The organism is Pseudomonas amygdali, assembly GCF_002699855.1.
Taxonomy (GTDB): domain Bacteria; phylum Pseudomonadota; class Gammaproteobacteria; order Pseudomonadales; family Pseudomonadaceae; genus Aquipseudomonas; species Aquipseudomonas amygdali.
On record NZ_LKBW01000223.1, the window covers coordinates 17,372 to 39,967 of the forward strand.

Genomic DNA, 22,596 nt, shown 5'->3' on the forward strand with positions numbered 1-22,596 from the left:
CATGCCCGTGGTTCGTTTGCGGGGACATAAGCCCCGCCTGAAAAGCCTGCCGCTGACGTTCAGCCCTGCTCCGCCGACAGATCGGCATTGATCATCTCGGCCATCACCTGCGCCCAGGGCGCTGCGACAATGCCGTAGTGATCGGTGTCCAGTGCTTGCCAGCTCAGCAGGTGCGGCAACAGCCCTTGCCAGGCCCGCTGCAGATCGGCCATCCGCCAGGCGCTGCCCATGCCGTAAGGATTGGGCTGCGTGGCAATGAATAGCCGCACGGGGGTGCGCGACAACGCCACGGGCCGGTGGCCCGCCATGCTCGCCATGTTGTTCTGACAGCAGACAATCAGGCTTTGCAGGTAACGCGATGTGTCTTCACTGGCCGCGCCGGTGGCTGTATTGAGGCCGCGCCGTGCAGAAAACTCGCGCTGGAAGACCTGCTGAATCTGCGCTTCACCGATCTGCGCCAGCTCGTTACCCGCATCCGGCGCGGGGGGATCGATCAGGTACAACAATGGCTGCTCGCAATCCTCCGTCAGCAGGCTGCACATCGCCTGCGTCACCCATGCGCCGAACGACCAGCCAGCCAGACGCCATGCCGTGCCGTCGGGGTGATGGGCCTGCAGCGCCTTGAGATACAGCTGCGCGCGCTCATCCACGCTGATGTTCGGCAGTTCGGGCAGGCGCAAGGCCGGATCGGCGATCACCCACACGCCCAGATCAGGGTGCAGCGCCGAGGCCAGCTCGCGATACGCTTGCACGTCGCCACCCACCGGGTGAATCAGATACAGGCGCTCGCGGCCCGCGCCCGCATGCCACTGATCGATCCTCACTGCATCAGCCCACTGGTTTTCGTCCGCAGCCGTTTCGGGCACTGACGCCCGCACCAGCGCCAGCACCTCAGCCAGGCTGACCTTGTGGCTGAACTGCGACAACTGGAAGACCACGCCAGTCGCGGCCTGCAGTTCGTCGATCAGGTCCAGCAGGGTCAGAGAATCGGCACCCCATTCATAGAGCGAGGCGTCCGGCTGCAGCGCACTCACGCCGAGCCATTTGCACAGGCAGTCATGCAGATGCTCGGGCAGACGGTCCGGCGCTGCAGTGTCTGCCGTCAGCACTGGCGCAGTGTCGGCCAGCGTCAAACCTGCGCTGTGGCGAACCGGGTAAAACTGTCGCGCCTTGTCCGGATCGGTGGTCGAGATCAGCAGTTGCGGCAGTTGAGCCGTCATGGCTGCATCGAACACCCGGCAGCCCTCCTGCGCTGACATGCCGATCGCCAGGTGTCGCTGATGCGCGTCATCCCCGACGCCACTGGCAGCGGCCATGCCGACATCGCGCCAGATGTCCCAGTTGATGCCCAGACGCACACAGCCATTTTCGGCATGCGCACGGTAGTGGGTAAAACCGTCAAGCACGGCACTCGCGGCGGCATAGTCCAGGTGCCCGGCGCCGCCGAACAGTGCCGACATCGAAGAGCTGTACAGCACGAACCCCGGCGTCATCTGCTCGATCAACGCTTCGACCGCCAGCATGCCGCGGGTCTTGCTGGCCATGGCCCCAGACAGCACCTGAGCATCGCGCTGACGGATCAGACTGCCTGCTCCGGTGCCAGCCGCGTGAATCACGCCGTCAAAGTGCCCATAACGCTCACGCAAGTATTCCAGCACCGTGGGCCAGCGCGCCAGGTCGGCGATATCCGCAGCGATGCTGTCGATGCGCGAAGCATAGGCGTCCAGTTCTTTCGGACACCCGCCACCTCGCGACAGCAGTACTACCCGGCGCTGGCCGGATCGCAGCAGGTGTTCACACAAGGTACGACCGATGCCGCCTGTGCCGCCCAGCACCAGGAACGTGCCGTTCGCCGGCAGCAGATTCGAAGCCGCCGTCGGAGCCGCCAGCGGACTGGCCAGCAGCTGTGGCTGCCACAGATAACCATCACGAATGGCCATGCGTCGCGGCAGCGACGCCGGTTCGGCAAGCAGCGCCGCGAGGTGCGGAGCCTGGGTGCTCAACTGCGCCGTGGGCAGGTCCAGCCAGTGACAGCGTATCGGGTATTCCTGCGGCGCCACTTCGGTGATACCGGCCAGCGCCGCCAGTTCCGGACGCATGACCTGGCCGTTCACCGGGCACGCTCGCCAGGACAGCAGCCAGAGCCGCAGGGCGGTCTTCTGTGCGTTCTGCCCCCACGCCTGCAACAACGCGCTGAGCGTATCCAGACAGGCCCATTGCGCGGCCGCCAGGCTTTGCTCGTCAACCGCCCCGCTCACCGACAGCGGCAAGGCATGCAGCCAGTCCAGTTCGGTCGCCGTCTGCCCACTCTGATCGAGCGCAGTGATCAGTCGACCCAACGCCACAGGGTCCTGCGGGTCGAGCTCATAACGATTCAGGCCAAGCTGCTGGTAGCCATTGCCGGCCTGCACCTCAATGACGTGCCGATAGACGCTCTGCAGGCTGCCAAGCGTGGTGTCATCCAGACGCTCATGGCTGCACACCACCAGCACCTCACGACCCTCGCCAGTCGGGTTTGTACGCAGACGGTTTACCCGCTGCCACTGACGCTGATAGAACCAGTCCGCCAGCGGCTGACGCTCGACGACTGACGATTTCTGCAGTTCGGTGCGAGCGGCCGCTTTGAAGCGAAAGGTCTGCAGATCGAATGCCGACGGTGGCAAGTCCCAGGGTGGCGGTGCCGAACCGGTCGCCCCTTCGATACTGGCCCCCGCATACCAGGCGTCCAGCAGGGCCTGCGGCGAATGCTCGCTGGCGTTTACTCGCACGTCAGAAAGCTTCACCTCCTGGATCGACGCGGCTTGCAGGCGCGGCGTCTGACCGGGCGGGCAGATCATCGCGAAGCGCCAGGGCAACGCGCGTCGACCGTTTTGCAGGTAACGCAGCAACGCGGCCTGCTGCTCGGGAAAGGCGTTGAGCCAGGCTTCAATCGCCAGCATGTCCCGCTCCAGAGCAGTACGGCTTTGCGCTGACAGCAGCAGGCACGCCGGGCAATCCTCGACGCGGTCTGTCTGCTGCGGCGCGGCGCCGACAATCACATGCGCGTTGGTGCCACCGATGCCGAAACTGCTGACCCCGGCCAGACGCCGACGCCCCTCGGGCCAGGGCCGTGAGGTGCTGGGTATGTAGAACGGCGAGCGCTGCAGATCGATTTGCGGATTGATTCGGGCAAAGCCGAGGTTGGGCGGGATCACTCCGTGGAACACGGCAAGCGTCGCGCGAATCAACCCGACCACCCCGGCAGCCGCACCCAGATGACCCACCTGGCTTTTCACTGAAGCCAGTGCGCAACTGGCGGCCGGCGCCGCGCCGAACGCCTTGGTCAAGGCAGCCACTTCAATCGGGTCGCCCATCAGTGTGCCGGTCCCGTGGGCCTCGATGTAGCCCATGTCGGCGCCACTGACCCCGGCCTTGCGCAACGCCTCGCTGATCACAGCACTCTGCCCCGCCACCGACGGCGCGGTGTAACTCATCTTGGCGCGGCCATCGTTGTTCAGCGCAGAGGCCTCGACCAGCGCATAGATTCGGTCGCCATCGGCCTGGGCGCGGGCCAGCGGTTTGAGCACCACCACCCCATAGCCGCTGGCCCCGATGGTCCCGCTGGCATCGTCACTGAAAGGACGGCACAGCCCGTCACGAGAGAAAATGTGTTGCGGGCGATAACGGTAGCCATCCGTCAAAGTCGGGTCGACGAGCACGCCGGCGGCCAGCATTACATCACTGTCGCCCTGGCGCAGCATCACCGCCGCAAGGTGCACGGCAATCAGCGAACTGCCGCACGCTGCCTGAACACTCAGCGCCGGGCCGCCGAGGTCCAAGTGGTACGCCGCCTTGGTGGCCAGAAAGTCCTTGTCGTGGTGCAACGCCATCTGAAAGCCGTCCGGCAGATCACCCTCGGCGGTTTCGCGCAGCATTTGCTGGAAATACGTGGTTTCGCCGCAACTGGCGATCAGGCCAATGCGTGGGCCATCGGCTGTGGGCGTGATTGCAGCATGTTGCAGCGCCTGCACACAGCCCATCAACAGGTGCCGCTGTTGCGGGTCCATCAGCCGTGCTTCCTGAAGGCTGATGCCGAAATACTCGGGATCGAAATCCAGCAGGCCGGTCAGTTGACTGCGCGCTCCGACCAGCCCTTCGGCGGCGTCGAACTGCTCGATGCCCAACCGGTTTCCTTGGACCATCGCCCAGAACTCGGCGAGGTTGCTCGCCCCGGCCACATTCACCGACATGCCGATGATCGCCATGGGTTGTTCGCCAGCCTTGGCACCTCGCTCATTGCCCTCAGCAGCCGCGGGCATTTGCCCTGCTGGTAAGGACAAATGCTGCGCCAGGCGACGCACACTGACATGCTCGAACAACGCTGCCATTGCCACCGGCTGCGGCAGTGCTTCGTTGTAACGGGCGTGCAGGCGCATCAGGCCAAGGCTGGTGGCACCGGCTTCGAAGAAGGTCTGATCAGGCTCGATGTCGCGACCGATGACCGCCACGAACAACTCGCTCAGTTGCTGTTCAAGTGCGCTCAACGGCGCCGCAGGCAGCCCGGTGCATTGCCGTTGCAACACCTCGCCCAGATCTCCCAGCGCCCTGCGATCAATCTTGCCGCTCGGCGTGCGCGGCCAGGTGACAACCCGCCGGTACTCGTCAATACGCACATGCGCTGGCAGGTGCAGGCTGATCTGTCGGTCAAACTGCTGTGCATCGGGCAGCGTACCCTCGCTGTGCAACCAGGCCACCAGCCGGGGCGGCTCACCCTGCGTGACCACCACCGCGTTGCTCACCTGAGCGACCTGCATCAGCGCGACCTCGATCTGCCCCAGTTCAAGACGCTGGCCACTGATCTTGATCTGCTGATCGTCCCGACCCAGGTAGTGCAGGCAGGCGTTTTCATCAGCCCGCGCAAGATCCCCGGTGCGATAGAACAGGGTCATGCCCTCAGCTTGCGGCAACTCGACAAAGCGCGCGGCATTCAGCACCGGGTCAGCGAGGTAGCAGCGCGAAATCATCGGCCCTGCCACCAGCAGATAGCCCTGACTGCCACGCGGCACCGGCCGGTCGTGTTCATCCACCAGCAGCAGACGTGCATTGCTCACTGCACGCCCGATCGGCGCGCGCAGCGGCCAGTCCTGAACCGCCGCAGGCAAGCGCCAGGCGCTGACCACGTGGGTTTCGGTCGGGCCGTAATGATTGAACAGCCGTGCCTGGGGTATGCCGCCGAACCAGTTGCGCAATGCCTCGGTGCACAGCAGTTGCTCGCCCGCCGTGATCACTTCGCGCAACGCCTGCGGATACACGCCCTGGCTGACAGCGGTCTGCGCCAGATGCTGCAAGGCCACGCATGGCAGGAACAACCGCTCGATGCGCGTCTGCACCAGATAGCTCAGCAATGCCTGGGCATCCTGCCGCCAGCGCGGGTTGATCAAGTGGTAACAGCCTCCGCCGCAGAGGGTGCTGAAAATCTCCTGAAACGACACATCGAACGACAGCATGGAGAATTGCAGGGTCACTGACTTCGCTGGCAACTGCCCCTCATTGCGCTGCCAGTGCAACAGATTGCAAAGGGTCCGGTCCGGCACCTGAACCCCTTTCGGGGTCCCCGTCGAACCGGACGTGAACAGCGTGTACAACGGTCGTTGCCCCGCGTGACGGCGACGCTCGAACGGTCGTGCCGCAGCGCTCAGGTCGACCCGATGACAGATCTGCCGGTCTGCGTTCAATTGCTCCAGTGCCGCCTCAGTGGCCGCGCTGTACAGCACACAGCCGGGTTGTGCCTGCTGCATGACCTGACGCTGCACCGCCAGCGGATAGCCAGGATCGAGGGGCACAGCCGTCAGCTTGAGCCTGGCCAGCGCCAGCAAGGCCACGATGTGCTCGACCGACGCCTCGAGGTACAGGACCACTTGCAGCGGCGCACCATTTTCCTCAGGCAACGGACACTGCTCGATCAGGGTGGCCGCCAGCGTATCGGCCAGTGCATCCAGTTCGGCGTAGCTGATGCACTGCTGATCGGCGACCAGCGCCGGAGCATCCGGCGTGCAACTCACCTGATAGGCGAACCAGTCGGCCACGGTGTTGAACGGCGGCTCAGCGCTGTCGCCCTGACTGGCGGGCGGCAGGCTGAAGCGGTAAGGCGTGAGCAGCGCATCAAGGGTGGCCGACGGCTTCTCCAGCAGTAGATCAAGCCCCTGTTGCAACAGCCGATTGACGGCGATCATTTGTGCCGCATCGAAATAACTGCACTGGTACTCCCACCAGCATTCCAGTTGGGACCCAGCATCGACCACCAGCAAGGTCAGCGGGCACTTGGCCTGCACCGTCTCGTTGAATTCCAGCGTGGCCCGCAGGCCGGTATGGGCCAGCCTGGCGTAGTCGGTGTTTTCCAGTACGAACATGAAATCGAACAGCGCACTGCTCGACGACAGCCGCAGGTCTTCCACCAGGTCCGCCAGAGCGACGTCCTGCAAGGCCAGCACCTCACGCACTGTGGCGGTCTGCTGATGCAGCTGCTGGTCGAGCGGCTTGTCGCCGTCGAACACCGTGGGGATCAGCACGGTGTTGGCGAACATCCCGATTGCGTCTTCGAATTCGCTCAGCGGACGGTTGGATACCGGGCTGGCGATGCGTGGCCGTTCACAACCGGTCAGGGCGTAAATGCTCCAGGCATAAACGCTGAACAGCACCTCATAACGAGTGACGCGCTGGCGGCTGCAAAACCGATCCAGTGCAGCACTGCGCGTGGCTCCCAGCGGCTGACGATAGAGCCGTGCCTGCGGGTCTGGCTCACGAACCGGCAGCAGCGCGGGCGAAGACGCCGGGTGCTGACGGTGCAACCCGGCCAGGGCGCGGCGCTGATCGCGGTAACGCGGGTCGACACGCCATTGCCGTTGCCAGAGTGCGAACTCCAGCGTGCCCAGACCGGGCGAGGTTTCGGCACTCGGCCGCCCCTGCAGCGCATCGTCGTACAGTTGCACCAGATCATCGAACAACAGGTTCATCGACCAGCCGTCGATGGCCACGTGGTGCAGGTTCAGCAGCAAGCGACAGCTGCCATCGGCAAACGGCAGCAGCCAGGCCTTACACAGCGCCGATGTTGCCAGATCGAAAGGTGTGCCGAACACCAGGGCTGCAAAGCTGCGCCAGGTCTGTTCACTGAACGCTCCTGTGGCAAAGCTCTGGCACACCGCGTCCCGTCGGTGAACCTGCTGATGCAGACCGTCGGCAGCGGACAGGAACGCCTGCCGCCAGGTGCAGGATGATTGGCACGTTGTAGGCCGTCGCCTGCGGCGCGCGCTGCTGCATCAACCACAGGCGACTTTGCTCGGCAGTGGCCGGCGCACGCCCTGAACGGTTGACGGGCGGCGCGGGCGGATAGGCAGATTCCGCACCCTGATCATCGCCAAGGCGCTCGGCCAGTGCCGAAAACGATTCGCTCAGCAGCGCACCCAGGGTGATTTCCCGGCGCCAGTGTGTGCGGATTGCAGAGCGCAAACGCATGGCCTTGAGCGAGTCGCCGCCGCTGCCCAGCCAGTCATCCTCGCCGTTCAGCTCAGGTTGCGCCAGCAACCTGCGGGCCTGTGTCAGCAGCCAGTCCAGCGTGGGCGAGTGTTGCTCGTCAGGACGTGAACCGGCCTGTGGTCGCCACGGCTTCAAGGGCTGTTCCAGCAGCGCACGCTGATCGATCTTGCCATTGCGGGTCAACGGCAGGCGCTGCAGCACAAACAGTTGATGCGGGCGCATCCATACCGCCAGGTTTTCGCGCAGATGCTGATCGAAATCGCGATAGTCCAGCGCTTCGCGCGGCACGATGAAGGCCAGCAACTGGTGGTCTTCAGCTGCCTGCCTGCGCGTACAGACATGCACCTGCGCCACCTTCGGGTGCTCCAGAAAACGCTGCTCGACCTCGCCCGGCTCGATGCGAAAACCGCGGACCTTCACCTGACGGTCAATACGCCCCAGGTACTCGATCAGCCCGTCGGCATTGACCCGCACCTGATCGCCGGTTCGGTAATGCAGCACGTCACCGGCCTCGATTGTCGGCAGGCGCAGGAAATGCTGCGCGGTCTCTGCGGGACGGTTGCGGTAACCGCGTGCGACCCCGCTGCCGCTCAGGTAAAGCTCACCCGCCTCGCCTTGAGCAACCGGGCGCTGTTGCGGGTCGAGCACTTGCACGCTGGTGTCGGGCAATGGCCGACCGATCGGCACCGCATCACCGGAAAAGTCCCGGGGGATCGGATAGCACACGGCAAAGGTGGTGCATTCAGTGGGTCCGTAGGCGTTGAAAATCCGGCAGCGGCTGTCGGGATTGCCTTGATACCAGGCACGCACCGCCGCGGCGCTGACCTGCTCACCGCCGATCAGCACCTGGCGCAGGCTGGCGAAACAGGTGGGGTTATCTGCGCTCAAGGTGTTGAACAGCGAAACGGTCATGAACAGACTGTCGACCCGCTGCGTTTCCAGCACGCTGGCCAGCTGTTGTGCGTCCTGCAGGTCTGCGTCGGCAATGATGACGCAGCAACCGCCGTTGAGCAGCGGTGCCCACAGTTCGAAATTACAGGCATCGAACGCCGGGTTGGACAGGCAGGCCACGCGCTCGCCTGCGCGAATGTCGAGGCAGCCGTAGGTCCGGGCCAGACGCAACAGGCCGCGCTCGCCCACCTCCACAGCCTTCGGGGTGCCGGTGGTGCCTGAGGTGTAGAACAGGAAACTCGACGCAGCGAAATCCTCGGGCAGCGGCAGTGCCGGTTGATCGGGGAATTCCAGCAGGGTTTCGACGCTGACGTACCAGCCACGTTGTGGCGCTGCCAGGGTGTCCGCGTCTTCGCCGAGGGTCACCAGCCCGACGCAACCCCCGTCGTCGAGCATCAGCTGTCGACGCCGGGCCGGGCTGGCCCGATCCAGCGGCACCACCACAGCCCCTACTTTCAGCACGGCGATTATCGTGGCGACCCATTGCCAGCCGCGCGGCATGCACAGGGCAATCGGCTCCGCAGGGCCTGCGCCTTGTGCCAGCAGCCCTTTGGCGATGCGTTCACTGGCGCTGGCCAATTGCGCGTAGGTCAGCCGTACCTGCCGGTCGATTACGGCGAGCGCCTGAGGATCACGGCGTACCTGCTCGGCAAAACGCGACAGCAGGGTCATGGAGTTGCGGGCGATATTCTCCTCGTGCCGACTCATCATTGCGCCTCCTGCGTGTCGAAACGTTGCAATTCCTGCCTGAGCGTCTGCGAGACACGATGCACCTCGGCACTTTCCAGCATCTCCCAGTGCCCGCCGTGCACCAGCCGGGCCTTGTAACCGTCACCAGCGCGGCGACGCCAGAAGCTGCGCAGCTCATGCAACTGCGTGCGGCTGAAGCCTTCACGGGCCTGAATCAGCACGATGCGCCCGGCGTGCGGTTCGCATTCGTAAGCAGCCATGGCCAGGCGGTTGTGGTTGTAGAGGTGGAAATAACGCTCGACCTGCGCGTCTTCGATACCGGGGTACATGCCGTTGAAGCGCACCAGCTTGTCGCGAAATTCAGCCATGTCGACGGTGCCGATCTGTTGCCGAAACCCCGGATCATCCGAGCCCTGGGTATCGAGCAGCACCACCGTGACCTGACGATGGCCGGCAGCCGTCAGGCGCCGGGCCATTTCGTAAGCCACCAGACCGCCGAACGACAGCCCGGTGAGTATCAGCGGTTGAGACGTCAATGGCGCGATGCGCCGTAGATAGGCGTCGGCCATCGCTTCGACGCTCGGCTCGGTGCTCTCTCCAGGGTTCAACCCCGGCGATTGCACACCGTACACACCGATAGCGTCCGGCAGTTCCTTGGCCAGCGACAGGTAGCAGAACGCAGTGCCGCCCGCCGGGTGAATGCACACCACGTTGCGTTGCCCGGCACCGCGGCGGAATTCGATCAGGTTGCCCTGCGCCGAAGTCAGGCTGGCCCCGGTACGCAGCCAACCGCCCAGCGCCTCGATGGTCGGATGGCCGATGATCACACGCACCGGCACTTCGACGGCGAAGGCCCGGCCGATCTCGTAGGCCATCTTGATCGCCGCAATCGAGGTGCCGCCGACGTTGAAGAAGTTGTCGCGGATGCCGATTTGCGGCACCAGCAGCAGGTCTTTCCAGATCTGATACAACGCCAGCTCGATATGGTCCCTGGGGCTGCCGAGGTTGACCTGCCGTTCGGCCAGGTCCTGATCGGCCAGTGTCGCGAGAGCCACACGGTCGACCTTGCCATTGACCGTCAACGGCAAGGCGTCCAGCCACAGATAAGCGCTGGGCATGACGGCGCTGGACAGGGTCGTTGCCAGGTGCGCACGCAGTGCGGATTCGTCCACTGCGCTGTCGGTGACGCAGCACGCCACCAGGCGCTGGTTCTGTGCGCTGTCACCGACGATCAATGCCACACTGGTGCGAATACCGGGGACAAGGTCGAGCCGCGCTTCGATTTCACTCAGTTCCAGGCGAATGCCGCGCAACTTGACCTGAAAGTCGTTGCGACCGATAAACTCCAACTGACCGTCCGGACGATAACGCGCAAGATCGCCGCTGCGGTACAACCGGTCACCGGCAACGAACGGGTTATCGATAAACCGTTCGGCAGTGAGCTCGTCCAGCCCCAGATAAGCCCGTGCAACGCCGACCCCACCAATGTGCAACTGACCGGTGACCCCGACCGGCACCGGCGCATCACGCTCGTCGAGCACGTAAAAACGGGTGTTGGCGATGGGCCGGCCAATGGGCAATTGGCGCGGCGGAACGTCGGCACCGGGCTCCAGCGTCCAGACACTGCTGATCACTGTGGTTTCGGTCGGACCATAGACGTTATGCAGGCGGGCATGTGGCAGACGCGCCTGAAACAGCCTGGCCACTGCGGGCGACAGCTCCCCGCCGCCACTGAACACATCCTTCAGGGTGTGACAGGCGCTGACCTCTTCGACCTCCAGAAACAGTTGCAACATGGCCGGCACGAACACCATCGCGGTGACGCTTTGTTCGCGTACCACCTGCGCCAGGTAGCCGGGCTCGAAATGCCCGCCGGGACGGGCGATGACCAGCCTGCCCCCGGTAAGCAACGGCCAGAAGATCTCCCAGGCCGAAGCGTCGAAACCGAATGGAATCTTGTGCAGCATGCTCCCGCGTTCGCCGCAGAACTGCTGACACCAGAGCAGCAGGTTGCTCAGCCCGCGATGCGTGACCATCGCCCCCTTGGGCAGCCCCGTGGTGCCGGAGGTGTACAGCACATACGCCAGATGGTCGGCGTTCACCGCGACACGCTGCGGCTGCGGATTGTCCGACGGGCACTCGGCCCAGAGCACGGCATCGGCCTGCACGTCGAGGATCGGCACCTCGAAATCCGCACCTTGCAGGGCCTCGCGCAGGATCTTGCGCGTCGGCCCTTGGGCAAGCAGTACTACCGGGGACGTGTCATCGAGAATATGCCGCAGGCGCCCTGACGGATAATCCGGGTCCAGCGGCACATAGGCGCCCCCGGCCTTGAGCACCGCCAGCAAGGCCACCGGCAGTTCCAGCGAACGTTCGATACACACCGCCACGCGCACATCCGGGCCGACGCCAAGGGTGAGCAAGTGCTGCGCCAGTCGGTTGGCCTGGCTGTTGAGCTGGCTGTAACTCAGTGACTGACCTTCGAAAATGACCGCGCACTCATCTTCGCGACGCGCTACCTGAGCTTCGATCAGACGATGCACGCAATCGACAGGCTGCGTCAGCGCTGCCGGGCTGTTCCAGTCGTGCAGAATCTGTTCACGTTCGGCGTCAGTGATCAGCGTCAGTGCGCCAACCGGCTGTTTCGGGTCCAGCGCAACCTGCTCCAGCAGGTGTCGATAATGCCCGCTCAGGCGCTCGATGCTGGCCTGATCAAACAGATCAGTGTTGTATTCCACTAACAGGTTCAGCGCACCGTCGCGCTCGACCCATTCGAAGGCCAGGTCGAACTTGGCCGTGGCACTGCCAGTGCCATACGGCGTCATGCTCAGTCCCGGCAAGTGCACAGCGGTACCCGGGGTGTTCTGTAGCACCATCATCACCTGAAACAACGGCGAATAACCGGTATCACGCTGTGGGTTGACGGCCTCGACCACCCTGTCGAAAGGCACATCCTGATGGGCGTGGACATCCAGCAGCGTGGCACGTACCTCGCGCAACAGTTCAGCAAAGGTCTGCTGCGCATCGAGACGCTGGCGAATCACCTGGGTGTTGACGAAATGGCCGATCAGAGGCTCGATTTCAGGACGGCTGCGGTTGGCAAACGGCGTACCGATGCACAGGTCCCGCTGACCGCTGTGGCGCCACAGCAGCACGGAAAGCGCGCCGATCAACACGTTGAACAGCGTGCCCTGGGTTTGTCTGGCCAGTGCATTAAGACCGCGCAAGGTGCTGCCATCGACTGTCGAGCTGAAGGTCGCCCCAGCGTAACGCTGCACGGTTGGGCGTGGTCGGTCGGCAGGCATGTCGAGCAGCGGCGGCGCGTCGGCCAGCGTGCGCTGCCAGAAAGCCAGTTGCCCCGCCAGCGCCTCGCCGCTCAGACGCTGTTGCTGCCAGCAGGCGTAGTCGGCGTACTGCACCGCCAGCGGTGCCAGACTGGACGCCTGACCGCGCAGAAAATCGCCATACAAGGTGCTCACTTCGTGAAGGATCACCCCCATCGACCAGCCATCGGCGATGATGTGGTGCACGCTGTACAGCCACAGATACTCGTCATCGGCCAGACGCAGCAGCGAAGCCCGCAACAGCGGGCCGCTGGCCAGGTCGAATGGCGCTTTGGCCTCCCGATCGACAGCCATTCCGACCTGCACTTCACGCGCCTCTGGCGACAGGTCACGCAGGTCGACCTTCGGCATCGCCAGCGCCATCACCGGGTGCACGATCTGCCGTGGCTCGCCGTCCACACTGGCAAACGTGGTGCGCAGCATTTCGTGGCGCATGATCAATTCGTTCAGCGCCTTTTCCAGCACCGGCACATCCAGCGTGCCCTTCAGCAAGATCGCAGTGGGAACGTTATAGAACGCATTGCCCGGTTCCATCTGGTCGAGAAACCACAGCTGGCGTTGCGAAAAGGACAGCGGCAGCGCCGTTAGCCCGACAGCACGACGGGGGATCGCCGCCGGGTCGGTGCCGCTCAGCAAAGCGATCAGCTCTGCCTTGTGTTGCTTGAGTGCCTGCAACATCTCGTCATTCAGAAACCCGCGCGGAGCCTTGCAAAGCAGTTTTTCGCCGTCCACTTCAAGCACCACGGCATGACGACCGAACAACTCCAGCAATTGATAGGCATTCATATCTCTATCTCCTCCATGTCGCTGGCGTCGTCCGTTTGATCCGCAGCAGAAGCGAACGCCTCGATCTGCGTGCGGCGATGTTCATCAGCAGTGCGCAGGCCGCCCACCATCGAGTAGATCAACTGATGATTCGGTCCCAGTTCGAACAACGCCGACAATTGCTGCTCTTCGAGCGAGCCCATGCCGCACAGGCCAAGGCCCTGCTCGACCGCAGTCATGGTCAGCAATTGCGCCATGCCTCCGGCTTCGATATGACAGAAGTCGCGACTGCGCTCGCCATACAGCGGCCGGATTGCGGCCATGTCGGCGATGAAGAACAGCGAGAACGCAGCGTTTTCGAACACCGGACGATTGACGAAGTAGTCGTAGGTGTCCGGGTCCAGCACATCACTGTCGAGCCTCAGCAGGCGGTGCTGAACCGGGTCGTAGTAATAGGCACCCGCTGCGACACCGGTTACCCGCTGCGGCTTGACGTACAGGTAGCTCTGGATCGGGTACAGACCGCCTGCGGACGGAAACTGGTATTTGACCTCTCCATCCAGTTGCCCCTGCGCCAGGCTGGCCAGCAACCCTGCAAAGGCTGCGGTCGGGATCGGCTGGGTAGCGAACTGGCGTACCGAGCGGTAATCGCTGAAGCGCCGCGCCAACGCCGGGTCATCCAGGCGCGCAAGGTCCAGCGCCGGAACCTGCGCGTTGAAGGATCGACGCCCGCGCTGGTCGGCCTTGAAGCGCGCCCGCTGCTGCGGATCTTCAATCACCTGCTCGGGCGCAGCTGCCCGTTGCCGGACGCTGTCGACCACGCTGCCATCGGCCAGAGTCTGGCGGTACATGCCGAGCAGATTGAGCAGGGTCGGCTGCGCCAGCAATTGCGCAACGTTGGGGCGGAACTGCAGCTCGCCAGACAGCGCATTGCTGATCCTGACAATGTCGATCGACGTTGCGCCCAGGTTCAGCAGATTGGCGTCGGCAGCAATCGAAGGACGCTTGAGCACGCCCTGCACAATCGTCACCAGTTGTTGCTCCTGTGGCCCTTCGACTTCAAGCGCGGGACCTGACGCCTGAGCCTGCGTTGGTTCCGGCAGGCGTTTCTTGTCGACCTTGCCGTTGGCCGACAGCGGCCATTCCTGCACGAAGGTAAACGAGCTCGGCACCATGTAGGCGGGCAACTTGTCTGCCAGGTACTGGGCAAAATCACTGGCCTGCAACGAGGGATCGGCCTTGAGTACGTAGCCCGCAAGACGCTTCTCGCCCAGCGCTTCGCCCAGCACCCGCACCACGGCGCTTTGCACGCCGGGATGGCGATTGAGCGCAGCTTCGATCTCGCCCAGCTCGATACGATGCCCCTGAACCTTGACCTGAGTGTCTTCCCGACCGAGAAACTCGATATTGCCATCGGGCAACCAACGGCCCAGATCGCCAGTGCGATACAGACGCTCGCCGGTCAGCGGGTGAGCGAAGAAGCTCCCGGCACTCAGGGTTTCATCGCGCCAATAGCCCTTGGCCAGACCGATACCGCCGATATACAACTGACCGGCCACCCACGTCGGGCGAACCTGCAACGCATCATCCAGCACATAGAAGCGCTGGTGATCCATTGCCTTGCCGTAGGGAATGCTGCGCCAGTTGGGATCGACCTGTTGCAACGGATACAGGATCGACCAGATGGACGCCTCGGTCGCCCCGCCCAGGCTGATCAGCTGCAAGGTCGGCTGCAACGCCCAGGCGCGTTCGGGCAGCGTCAGGGGAATCCAGTCGCCCGACAGCATCGCCACCCGCAGGCTCGACGGCAATGCACTGCGCTCGCCTTCGGCATACTCCAGCAACATGCCGAACAAGGCTGGCACCGAGTTCCACAGGCTGACCTGATGCCGCTCGATCAGCGCCAGCCAGTGCGCCGGGTCGAGCGCCTGCTGCGGTTCGAGCAACACCACCGCAGCGCCCGCGGCCAGCGTGCCGAAGAAGTCATAGACCGACAGATCGAAACTCAGCGAAGAAATCGCCAGCACCCGGTCCGTGGCACCGACGGCAAAGCGCCGGTTGATGTCGAGCAACGTGTTGACCGCGCCGCGATGATCGATGACCACGCCCTTGGGCATGCCGGTCGAGCCCGAGGTGTAGATCACATAGGCGAGGTCGTCTGGCGTGAGGTCTACAGCGTGCAATTCAGGCTGATCGGGAATGGCATCGCCGGAAATGACCGGGTCGGTCACGCTGATGACCTTGACCTGCTCGGGCCATTCGATGCGTTGCAACAGTGCAGGCTGAGTCAGGGCCAGACTCGCTTCGGCACGCTGCAAAATGTGCTCCAGACGCTCTGTCGGCAACGCCGGGTCGAGCGGCAGGTAGGCACCGCCTGCGTACTGGATCGCCAGGGTTGCGACGACCTGTTCCCAGCCACGTTCCATGACCACAGCGACCAGCCTGTTGGGCACCACGCCCATACGCTGAAGCCGCGCCGCCAGATGCCGCGCTTTGGCTCGCAGCTGTCGATAACTCAACTGGCGCTGCGTGCCGATCACCGCCAGCGCGTCCGGGGCAGCAAGCGCCTGACGGTCGAACAATTCGTGCATCAGCGCCGAGTCGACAGGACTGGCATCGGGCACAGGCAAGCGTGCCAGCGGTATCAGCTGCGCGGTGTTGGCGCTCCAGGCATCCGGCGCCAGCAGACGGTCCAGCAGCGCGTTGTAGGCGACGAACATCTGCTCGATCATGCCCACCGGAAACAATTCGTCGATGCTGTCCCAGTTGAACAGCAGGCGCCCTTCCAGCTCCAGCAACGTGTGGTCCAGCCACACCTGCGGGGTCTGGGTGATGCTGTGCATGTGCTCGGCGTTCAGGGCGTCGGCCAGATTGAATTCGGCCAGTTCCGGTGCGGCCTCCGACAGGGTGCTGTTGAAGACAACCGGCATGGCGGTCTGCTGCACACCACGGGCCTGGGACAGCTCGCGCAGTACCCGGACCCCGCTGACCACTGAATGGTCGATGTCTTGCCACAACCTGGCCTGCACGGCACGCGCCTTGTCAGTGAAGCTGGCTGCCGCTTCAAGGCTGACTTCGAGCAAGATCAGCGAGGTGAAGTCGCCGATGATGTCATCGACATCCGCGTGCAAGGGCATGCGATTGAACAGCGGCAGACTCAAAGTGAAGCGCGGCTGTCGACTCCACAGCGCCAGCACTTCACTGAACGCGGTCAGCAGCATCACCGACGGCGTCACGGCAAATTGTCGGGCCAGCTCCTTGAGTCGCGACCACTGCTGCACCGACAGTTCGCGATCGCGGCGGGTAAAGTGCGGCTGGCTGATGCTTTCCGGCTGACACACCAGCGGCAGGTCCGGTGCGGGCGCCAGCGTAGCGACCTTCTCGCGCCAGTAGCCCAGCGCCTGTTCGTAGCGGCGGTCACTGCGCAAGCGCTGTTCGGCCAGCACGTAGTCGCGAAAGGTCAAGCCCGGCTCAGGCAGTTGCAACTGCGGGTCGGCATAAAATGCCATCAGTTCGCGCGCCAGAATCTGCGTACTCGCCGCGTCGACGATCAGGGCATCAAGACTGATGTGCAGATGGCTGATGCCGTCATCGAGCAACGACAGACTGAACTCGAACAATGGCCAGCGACTGGCGTCCAGCACCTGATGGGACTGACGTTCGCGGGTCTCTTGCAGGGCCTGCTGCGCAGCGGCGACGGGCAAGCCGCGCAGATCACTGCGTGGCATCCGATACGTCGGTACGCTCTCCAGAACCTGCTGCGTGCCGTCGCTGCGAAACACCACGCGCAGCATGTCATGCCGCTGGATCATGCGGTTCAGCGCCTGCTCGAAACGTGGCACGTCGAGGCCGGGAATGCGCAGCTCTTCGTAGCCGTGGGCACTGACACCGCCGAGGCTGACCGAAGACTCGCGGCCAAACCAGTACGCTTGCTGGATATCGGTCAATGGAAAGGGTGCGTAACGTGCGCCGCGGTCAGCTTCAATCGGGGTAAACGGCGTTTCAACCGAATGACCTTCGCCACGCCCGAGCCGTACCTGCTCTGCCAGATCCACCAGCACCGGCGTCTTGAACAGACTGCTCAGGGACAACTGCGCGGCCATGCGCTGGTTGATCATGTAGACCATCCGCGTGGCCAGCAGCGAATGCCCGCCCAAGTCGAAAAAGTTATCGTGGAGGCCGACCTGCTCGCATTTGAGCACCTCGGCCCAGATCTGCGCCATCTGCCGCTCGGTCTCATCACGCGGGGCCACGTAAGTGCTTGCGTTCTGGCGCTCTGGCGCAGGCAGGGCTGGACGGTCAAGCTTGCCGTTGCGGGTCAGTGGCAGTTGCGCCAGAGAAACCCAGGCGGTCGGGACCATGTGTTCCGGCAGGTGGCGCTGCAGCCCGGCGCGCAGGGTTTCAGTACTTGCCAGGCCCACCACGTAAGCCACCAGACGCTGGTCGCCCGGCACGTCTTCGCGCAGCAGCACGACCGCTTCCTGCACGCCCGGCTGCTGTTGCAGAAGGCTATCGATCTCGCCAAGTTCAACACGAAAGCCGCGCAGCTTGACCTGCTGGTCGATCCGCCCCAGATACTGCACGTTGCCGTCGGCGTGAAACCGCGCCAGGTCACCGCTGCGGTACATGCGCGCGCCAGGCTGCGGATCGAACGGGTCCGGCAGGAAGCGTTCGGCGCTCAACGCCGAACGATTCAGGTAGCCACGGGCCAGACAGGTACCCGCGATGTACAACTCCCCGGCCACGCCGACCGGCACCGGGTTCAAGTCGCCGTCCAGCACGTACAGACGCGCATTGGCGATGGGCCGGCCAATCGGTGGCGCGTCCGGCCACTGTCCGGCTTCGTCACAGTTCAGGCTGAACTGGCTGACCACATGGGTTTCGGTCGGGCCGTACTGATTGTGCAACTGCGCGCCGCCAAGGCCGCAAACAAAGGCACGCAGTTCGTCATTGATCAGCAACGCCTCGCCGGCCGTGACGATTTCACAGCCATACGCCGGACGCGCGGCATCGGCCTCGCTGAGACCGGCCAGTTGCTGGAGCACGGCAAAGGGCAGAAACGCCCGTTGTACGCCTTCGGCCACCAGCGTCGGGCGCAGTGAAGCGAGGTCCTTGCGAGCAGTTTCGCTCATCAGCACCAGGCTGCCGCCCTGACACAAGGTGCTGCAGATTTCCTGAAAGGACACGTCGAAGTTCAACGAGGCGAATTGCAACACCCGTTGCGAAACAGGTGCCTGTTCCAGTTGCCAGGCGATCAGATTGTCCAGCGCGGCACGGCTGTGCGCTACGCCCTTGGGCCGCCCGGTCGAGCCGGAGGTGTAGAGCACATAAGCCAGATTGCCGGGGCTGACGGGCACGTGTGGATTGCAATCCGAACACTGCGCCCACTGCTGCGCATCCACGTCCAGGCAGCAGATCGACAGCGTGTCGCGCAGCGGCGGCAGGTCTGCGCGCAGGGAGGCCTGAGTCAGCAGCAGGGTCGGTGCGGCGTCACCGAACATGAACGCCAGCCGCTCGGCCGGGTACGCGGGATCGAACGGCACGTAAGCGGCACCGGCCTTGAGAATGGCCAGCAAACCGATAACCATCTGCGGCGAGCGCTCCAGACACAAACCCACACGTTGCTCGGGCTTTACACCCTGCTGGATCAGGTAATGTGCCAGCCGGTTGGCAGACTGATTCAGCTCGGCATAGCTCAACGCTTGCTCATCGGCAAGCAACGCCACGGCATTGGGCACGCGCTGCACGATAGCCTCGAAGCGCGTTACACAATCGGGCTGCCGCGAGGTGTCGCGTTCAGTGCGGTTCCAGTCATGCACAATCTGGCGATGTTGCTCGGTGTTCAGCAAGGCGACCGTCGCAAGGGGCTGTTCGCTGTCCTCGACCATCTGCGTCAGGATGCGGCGCAAGTACTCGCCCATCTGCACCACGGTCTCGGGCTCATAAAGGCCCGAAGCATATTCCAGACCGCCGACTATTTGCCCGTCACGCTCGCTGAGCGCCAGTTGCAGGTCGAATTTGGCCACTGGCTGACTGCTTTGCAGCACGCTGACGTCAAGTCCGGACAACGTCAGGTCCGAATCCTGATGCTGTTCCCAGGCGAACAGCACCTGAAAGACCGGGCTGTAAGCCAGACTGCGCGGCGGGTTGAGCACTTCCACCACCTGATCGAACGGCAGGTCCTGATGTTCCTGGGCCGCAAGCGCGACGTGAAGCGCCTGTTGCAGCCAGCTCGCCACTGTCGGGTTGGCGGAGCGGGTCATGCGCAAGGCCAGGGTGTTGACGAAGAAACCGATCAAGCCCTCCAGCTCTTGCTGGCTGCGGTTCGCCGAAGGCACACCGATAACCACATCGTCCTGCCCCGACAGGCGCATCAACAACAGCGACCAGGCGGCCAGCAGGTTCATGAACAGCGTGGTGCCTTGTTGGGTTGCCAAAGCGCGCAGCCGTGCGCTCAGCGCACGGTCAAACACCAGCGGCACGAAGCCGCCACGGTAATTCTGGACCGCTGGACGTTTGTGATCGGTAGGCAACTCCAACAGTATCGGCGCACCGCTCAACGTTTCACGCCAGTAACGTCGCTGCGCTTCCAGCACTTCGCCAGACAACCACTGGCGTTGCCAGACTGCGTAATCCACGTACTGGATCGACAGGGGCGGCAATGGGTCGGCGTGTTTGTGGAGGGCTGCTTCGTACAACACCCCCAGCTCACGCGTCAGCACGCCCATCGACCAGCCATCCGAAATGATGTGGTGCTGGGTCAGCAGGAGCACGTGATCGTCTTCGGCCAGCTTCACCAGGCTGACGCGCATCAGCGGCCCGACCGCCAGGTCGAACGGCCTGCTGCCCTCCTCGCCCATCAGCTCAGGCAGACGCGCCTGGGCATCAGGCTCGCCATGCAGGTCGATGATCGGCAATGCAGCAATCGTCCCCGTCGCAGCAACCCGCTGCCGCCCCTCACCCTCGACGGCGATGAACGTGGTACGCAACGCCTCATGGCGGGCCACCAGCCGGTTGAAACTGCTTTGCAGTGCAGCCACCTGCAACGGTCCGCGCAGGCGCAGATTCAACGGCATGTGATAGGCCGCGTTGCCACCCTCCATCTGCGCCAGAAACCACAGCCGCTGTTGAGCAGACGACAACGCGTGTGCGCCGCAACGCTCTATGACTGTGATGGGCGGACGAGCGCTGCCTGAAGCGCTGCTCAGTTGCTCAGCAAACTGCCGCAGCACGGGGGCGGCAAACAGCGCAGCCGGCGACACGTCCAGACGCAATGTCTGCCGAACCTTGGCCAGCACGCGCATCACCAGCAGCGAGTGGCCGCCAAGCGCAAAAAAGTGATCCTGACGACCGACCCGCTCCACGCCCAGCACCTCGGCCCAGATAGTCGCGAGTGTCGTTTCCAGCGGGCCCTGAGCCGCCTCGAACGCGTGTTGATCGAACGCATCGGCACCCGGTTCCGGCAATGCACTACGGTCCAGCTTGCCGTTGGCGGTCAGCGGCAGCGCGTCCATGCGCACGAACGCTGCGGGGATCATGTAGTCCGGCAGGCTGAGTTGCAGGTGCTGGCGAAGGCTTTTCGGCGTCAGCCCTGCATCAGCCTGTTCGCGAAAGTAGGCGACCAGCCTGGGCACACCGACGCTGTCCTCACGCAGCACCACCAGGTTGTCACGCACGCCGGTAACTTCGGCCAGACGCGCCTCGATTTCACCCAGCTCCAGACGCAGACCACGCAGCTTGGCCTGCGAGTCATTACGCCCGAGAAATTCCAGGTTGCCGTCTGCGCGATAACGCGCCAGGTCGCCGGTGCGGTACAAGCGCTCACCGGCCACGAACGGGCTGTCGACAAAGCGTTCAAGGGTCAATTGCGGCAAGTTCAGATAGCCGCGTGCGACACCTGCGCCGCCGATATACAGCTCCCCCGTAACACCTGGAGCAACCTGTTCGGCAAACGCATCGAGCAGGTAAATCCGCGTATTGGCCAACGCCCGCCCGATGGGCAGCACCGCATCAACGTGGCTGTTGCTATCGAACTCAAAACAGGTGCTGTCGATGCTTGCTTCAGTGACCCCGTAGGCCTGAACAATCTGCACGCGCTCGCCACACAGCCTGCGCAGTTGCCGCGCGCTATGGGCAGTCCAGATGTCCGATCCGCAGACCACCGTGCTCATGAACGACAGATTGCGCCCCGTCTCCTGCGCCCAGACCAGCAACGGGTTGAGCACCGCAGGCACGAAGTCCGCAAAATCGATGCGCGCCTCGCTCAACAAGCGATACAGCGCGGGCGGGTCCATCAGCGTGTCGCGCGGGCACAGAACAAGCGTGCCGCCAAAGCCCAGTGCGCGAATCAGATCGGCGCTGAACACATCGAAGGAAAACCCGGCCATTTGCAGGTGATTGAGGGGTTTGTGCAGTGCGTATAGCCGCTCCCATGCAGCGCTCACCGCCATCAGCCCGCGATGCTCGACCATGACGCCCTTGGGTGTGCCGGTCGAGCCCGAGGTGTAGATCACATAAGCCAGATGACGCGACGTGAGCCCGACCGCATGCGGGTCCGGATTGTCTACCGGCTGCGCTGCCCACAGCCGGGTATCGGCCAGATCAAGCAGCGGCGCTAATGCCGCACCACCCTCAAGCGCTGCCAACAACGCCGGACGCGCAGCTGCATGGCTCAGTAGCACGCGCGGTGCACTGTCCGCCAGCATGTGTGCCAGACGCGCTTTTGGGTAAGCGGGGTCGAGCGGTACATAAGCGCCGCCCGCCTTGAGTATCGCAAGCACGCCGACCAGCATGTCCAGCGAGCGCTCCAGGCACACACCGACGCGCACATCCGGTCCGACGCCGAGGCTGCGCAGGTAATGGGCCAGACGGTTGGCCTGGGTATTGAGCGTCGCGTAGTCAAGCGCGCCCTGTTCGAAGCGCGCGGCTATGGCGTCGGGATTGCGCCGCACCTGAGCCTCGAACAGGCCGTGTACACACCGGTTTTCGGCAAAGGGTTGCTCTGTATCGGGATGAGCGAAGCCCGTCCCGCGCGAGGAAGATTTGTCGACCATCAGGAACCACCGTCCGTGAGCAGATTATTTTTATGAACGGACAGAGGCACAGAGCGTCCCGCCCGTCAGGCACGGCATAGGAAATGCCGGATGTACCTTGAGACTCAGGGAGAAGGTGCGGCGCGTGCTCTTGCGCTCACGTCATGACCAGACATGGAAGCGCTTGGGGGGATCGCAGAGAAATGACGGGCGAACGCGGCAAGGCGCGACTCGCATACAGAAAGGGGGGTGGCTGGCTCGTTGACGAGACTGATCGCTCTGCCCTTGGAACTGACGTTTGC

Annotated in this window: 2 protein-coding genes and 1 pseudogene; all 3 read right to left on the reverse strand. The window is 63.8% G+C overall.

Annotated features, from left to right (window positions below):
- Nucleotides 1-59: 59 nt before the first annotated feature.
- The 3 genes and pseudogenes from AO277_RS14625 to AO277_RS14635 all read right to left on the reverse strand — a co-directional run bounded on the left by AO277_RS14625 (nucleotide 60) and on the right by AO277_RS14635 (nucleotide 22,315).
- Nucleotides 60-9,174: pseudogene (locus AO277_RS14625) on the reverse strand (hybrid non-ribosomal peptide synthetase/type I polyketide synthase).
- Nucleotides 9,171-13,283 carry a non-ribosomal peptide synthetase gene (locus AO277_RS14630; protein WP_044317483.1) on the reverse strand — a complete coding sequence of 1,371 codons (4,113 nt, stop codon included), beginning with the start codon at nucleotides 13,281-13,283 and terminating at the stop codon, nucleotides 9,171-9,173. Before AO277_RS14630 ends, AO277_RS14625 begins: the two are co-directional and overlap by 4 nt.
- Nucleotides 13,280-22,315, reverse strand: a complete 9,036-nt coding sequence (locus AO277_RS14635; protein WP_044317484.1) for a non-ribosomal peptide synthetase — start codon at nucleotides 22,313-22,315, stop codon at nucleotides 13,280-13,282. Before AO277_RS14635 ends, AO277_RS14630 begins: the two co-directional genes overlap by 4 nt.
- Between the last annotated feature and the right edge of the window lie 281 nt (nucleotides 22,316-22,596).

Coding starts and splice junctions, on each gene's coding strand:
- AO277_RS14630 (WP_044317483.1), bottom strand. CDS start 13,283: ATGAATGCCTATCAATTGCTGGAGTTGTTCGGTCGTCATGCCGTGGTG.
- AO277_RS14635 (WP_044317484.1), bottom strand. CDS start 22,315: ATGGTCGACAAATCTTCCTCGCGCGGGACGGGCTTCGCTCATCCCGAT.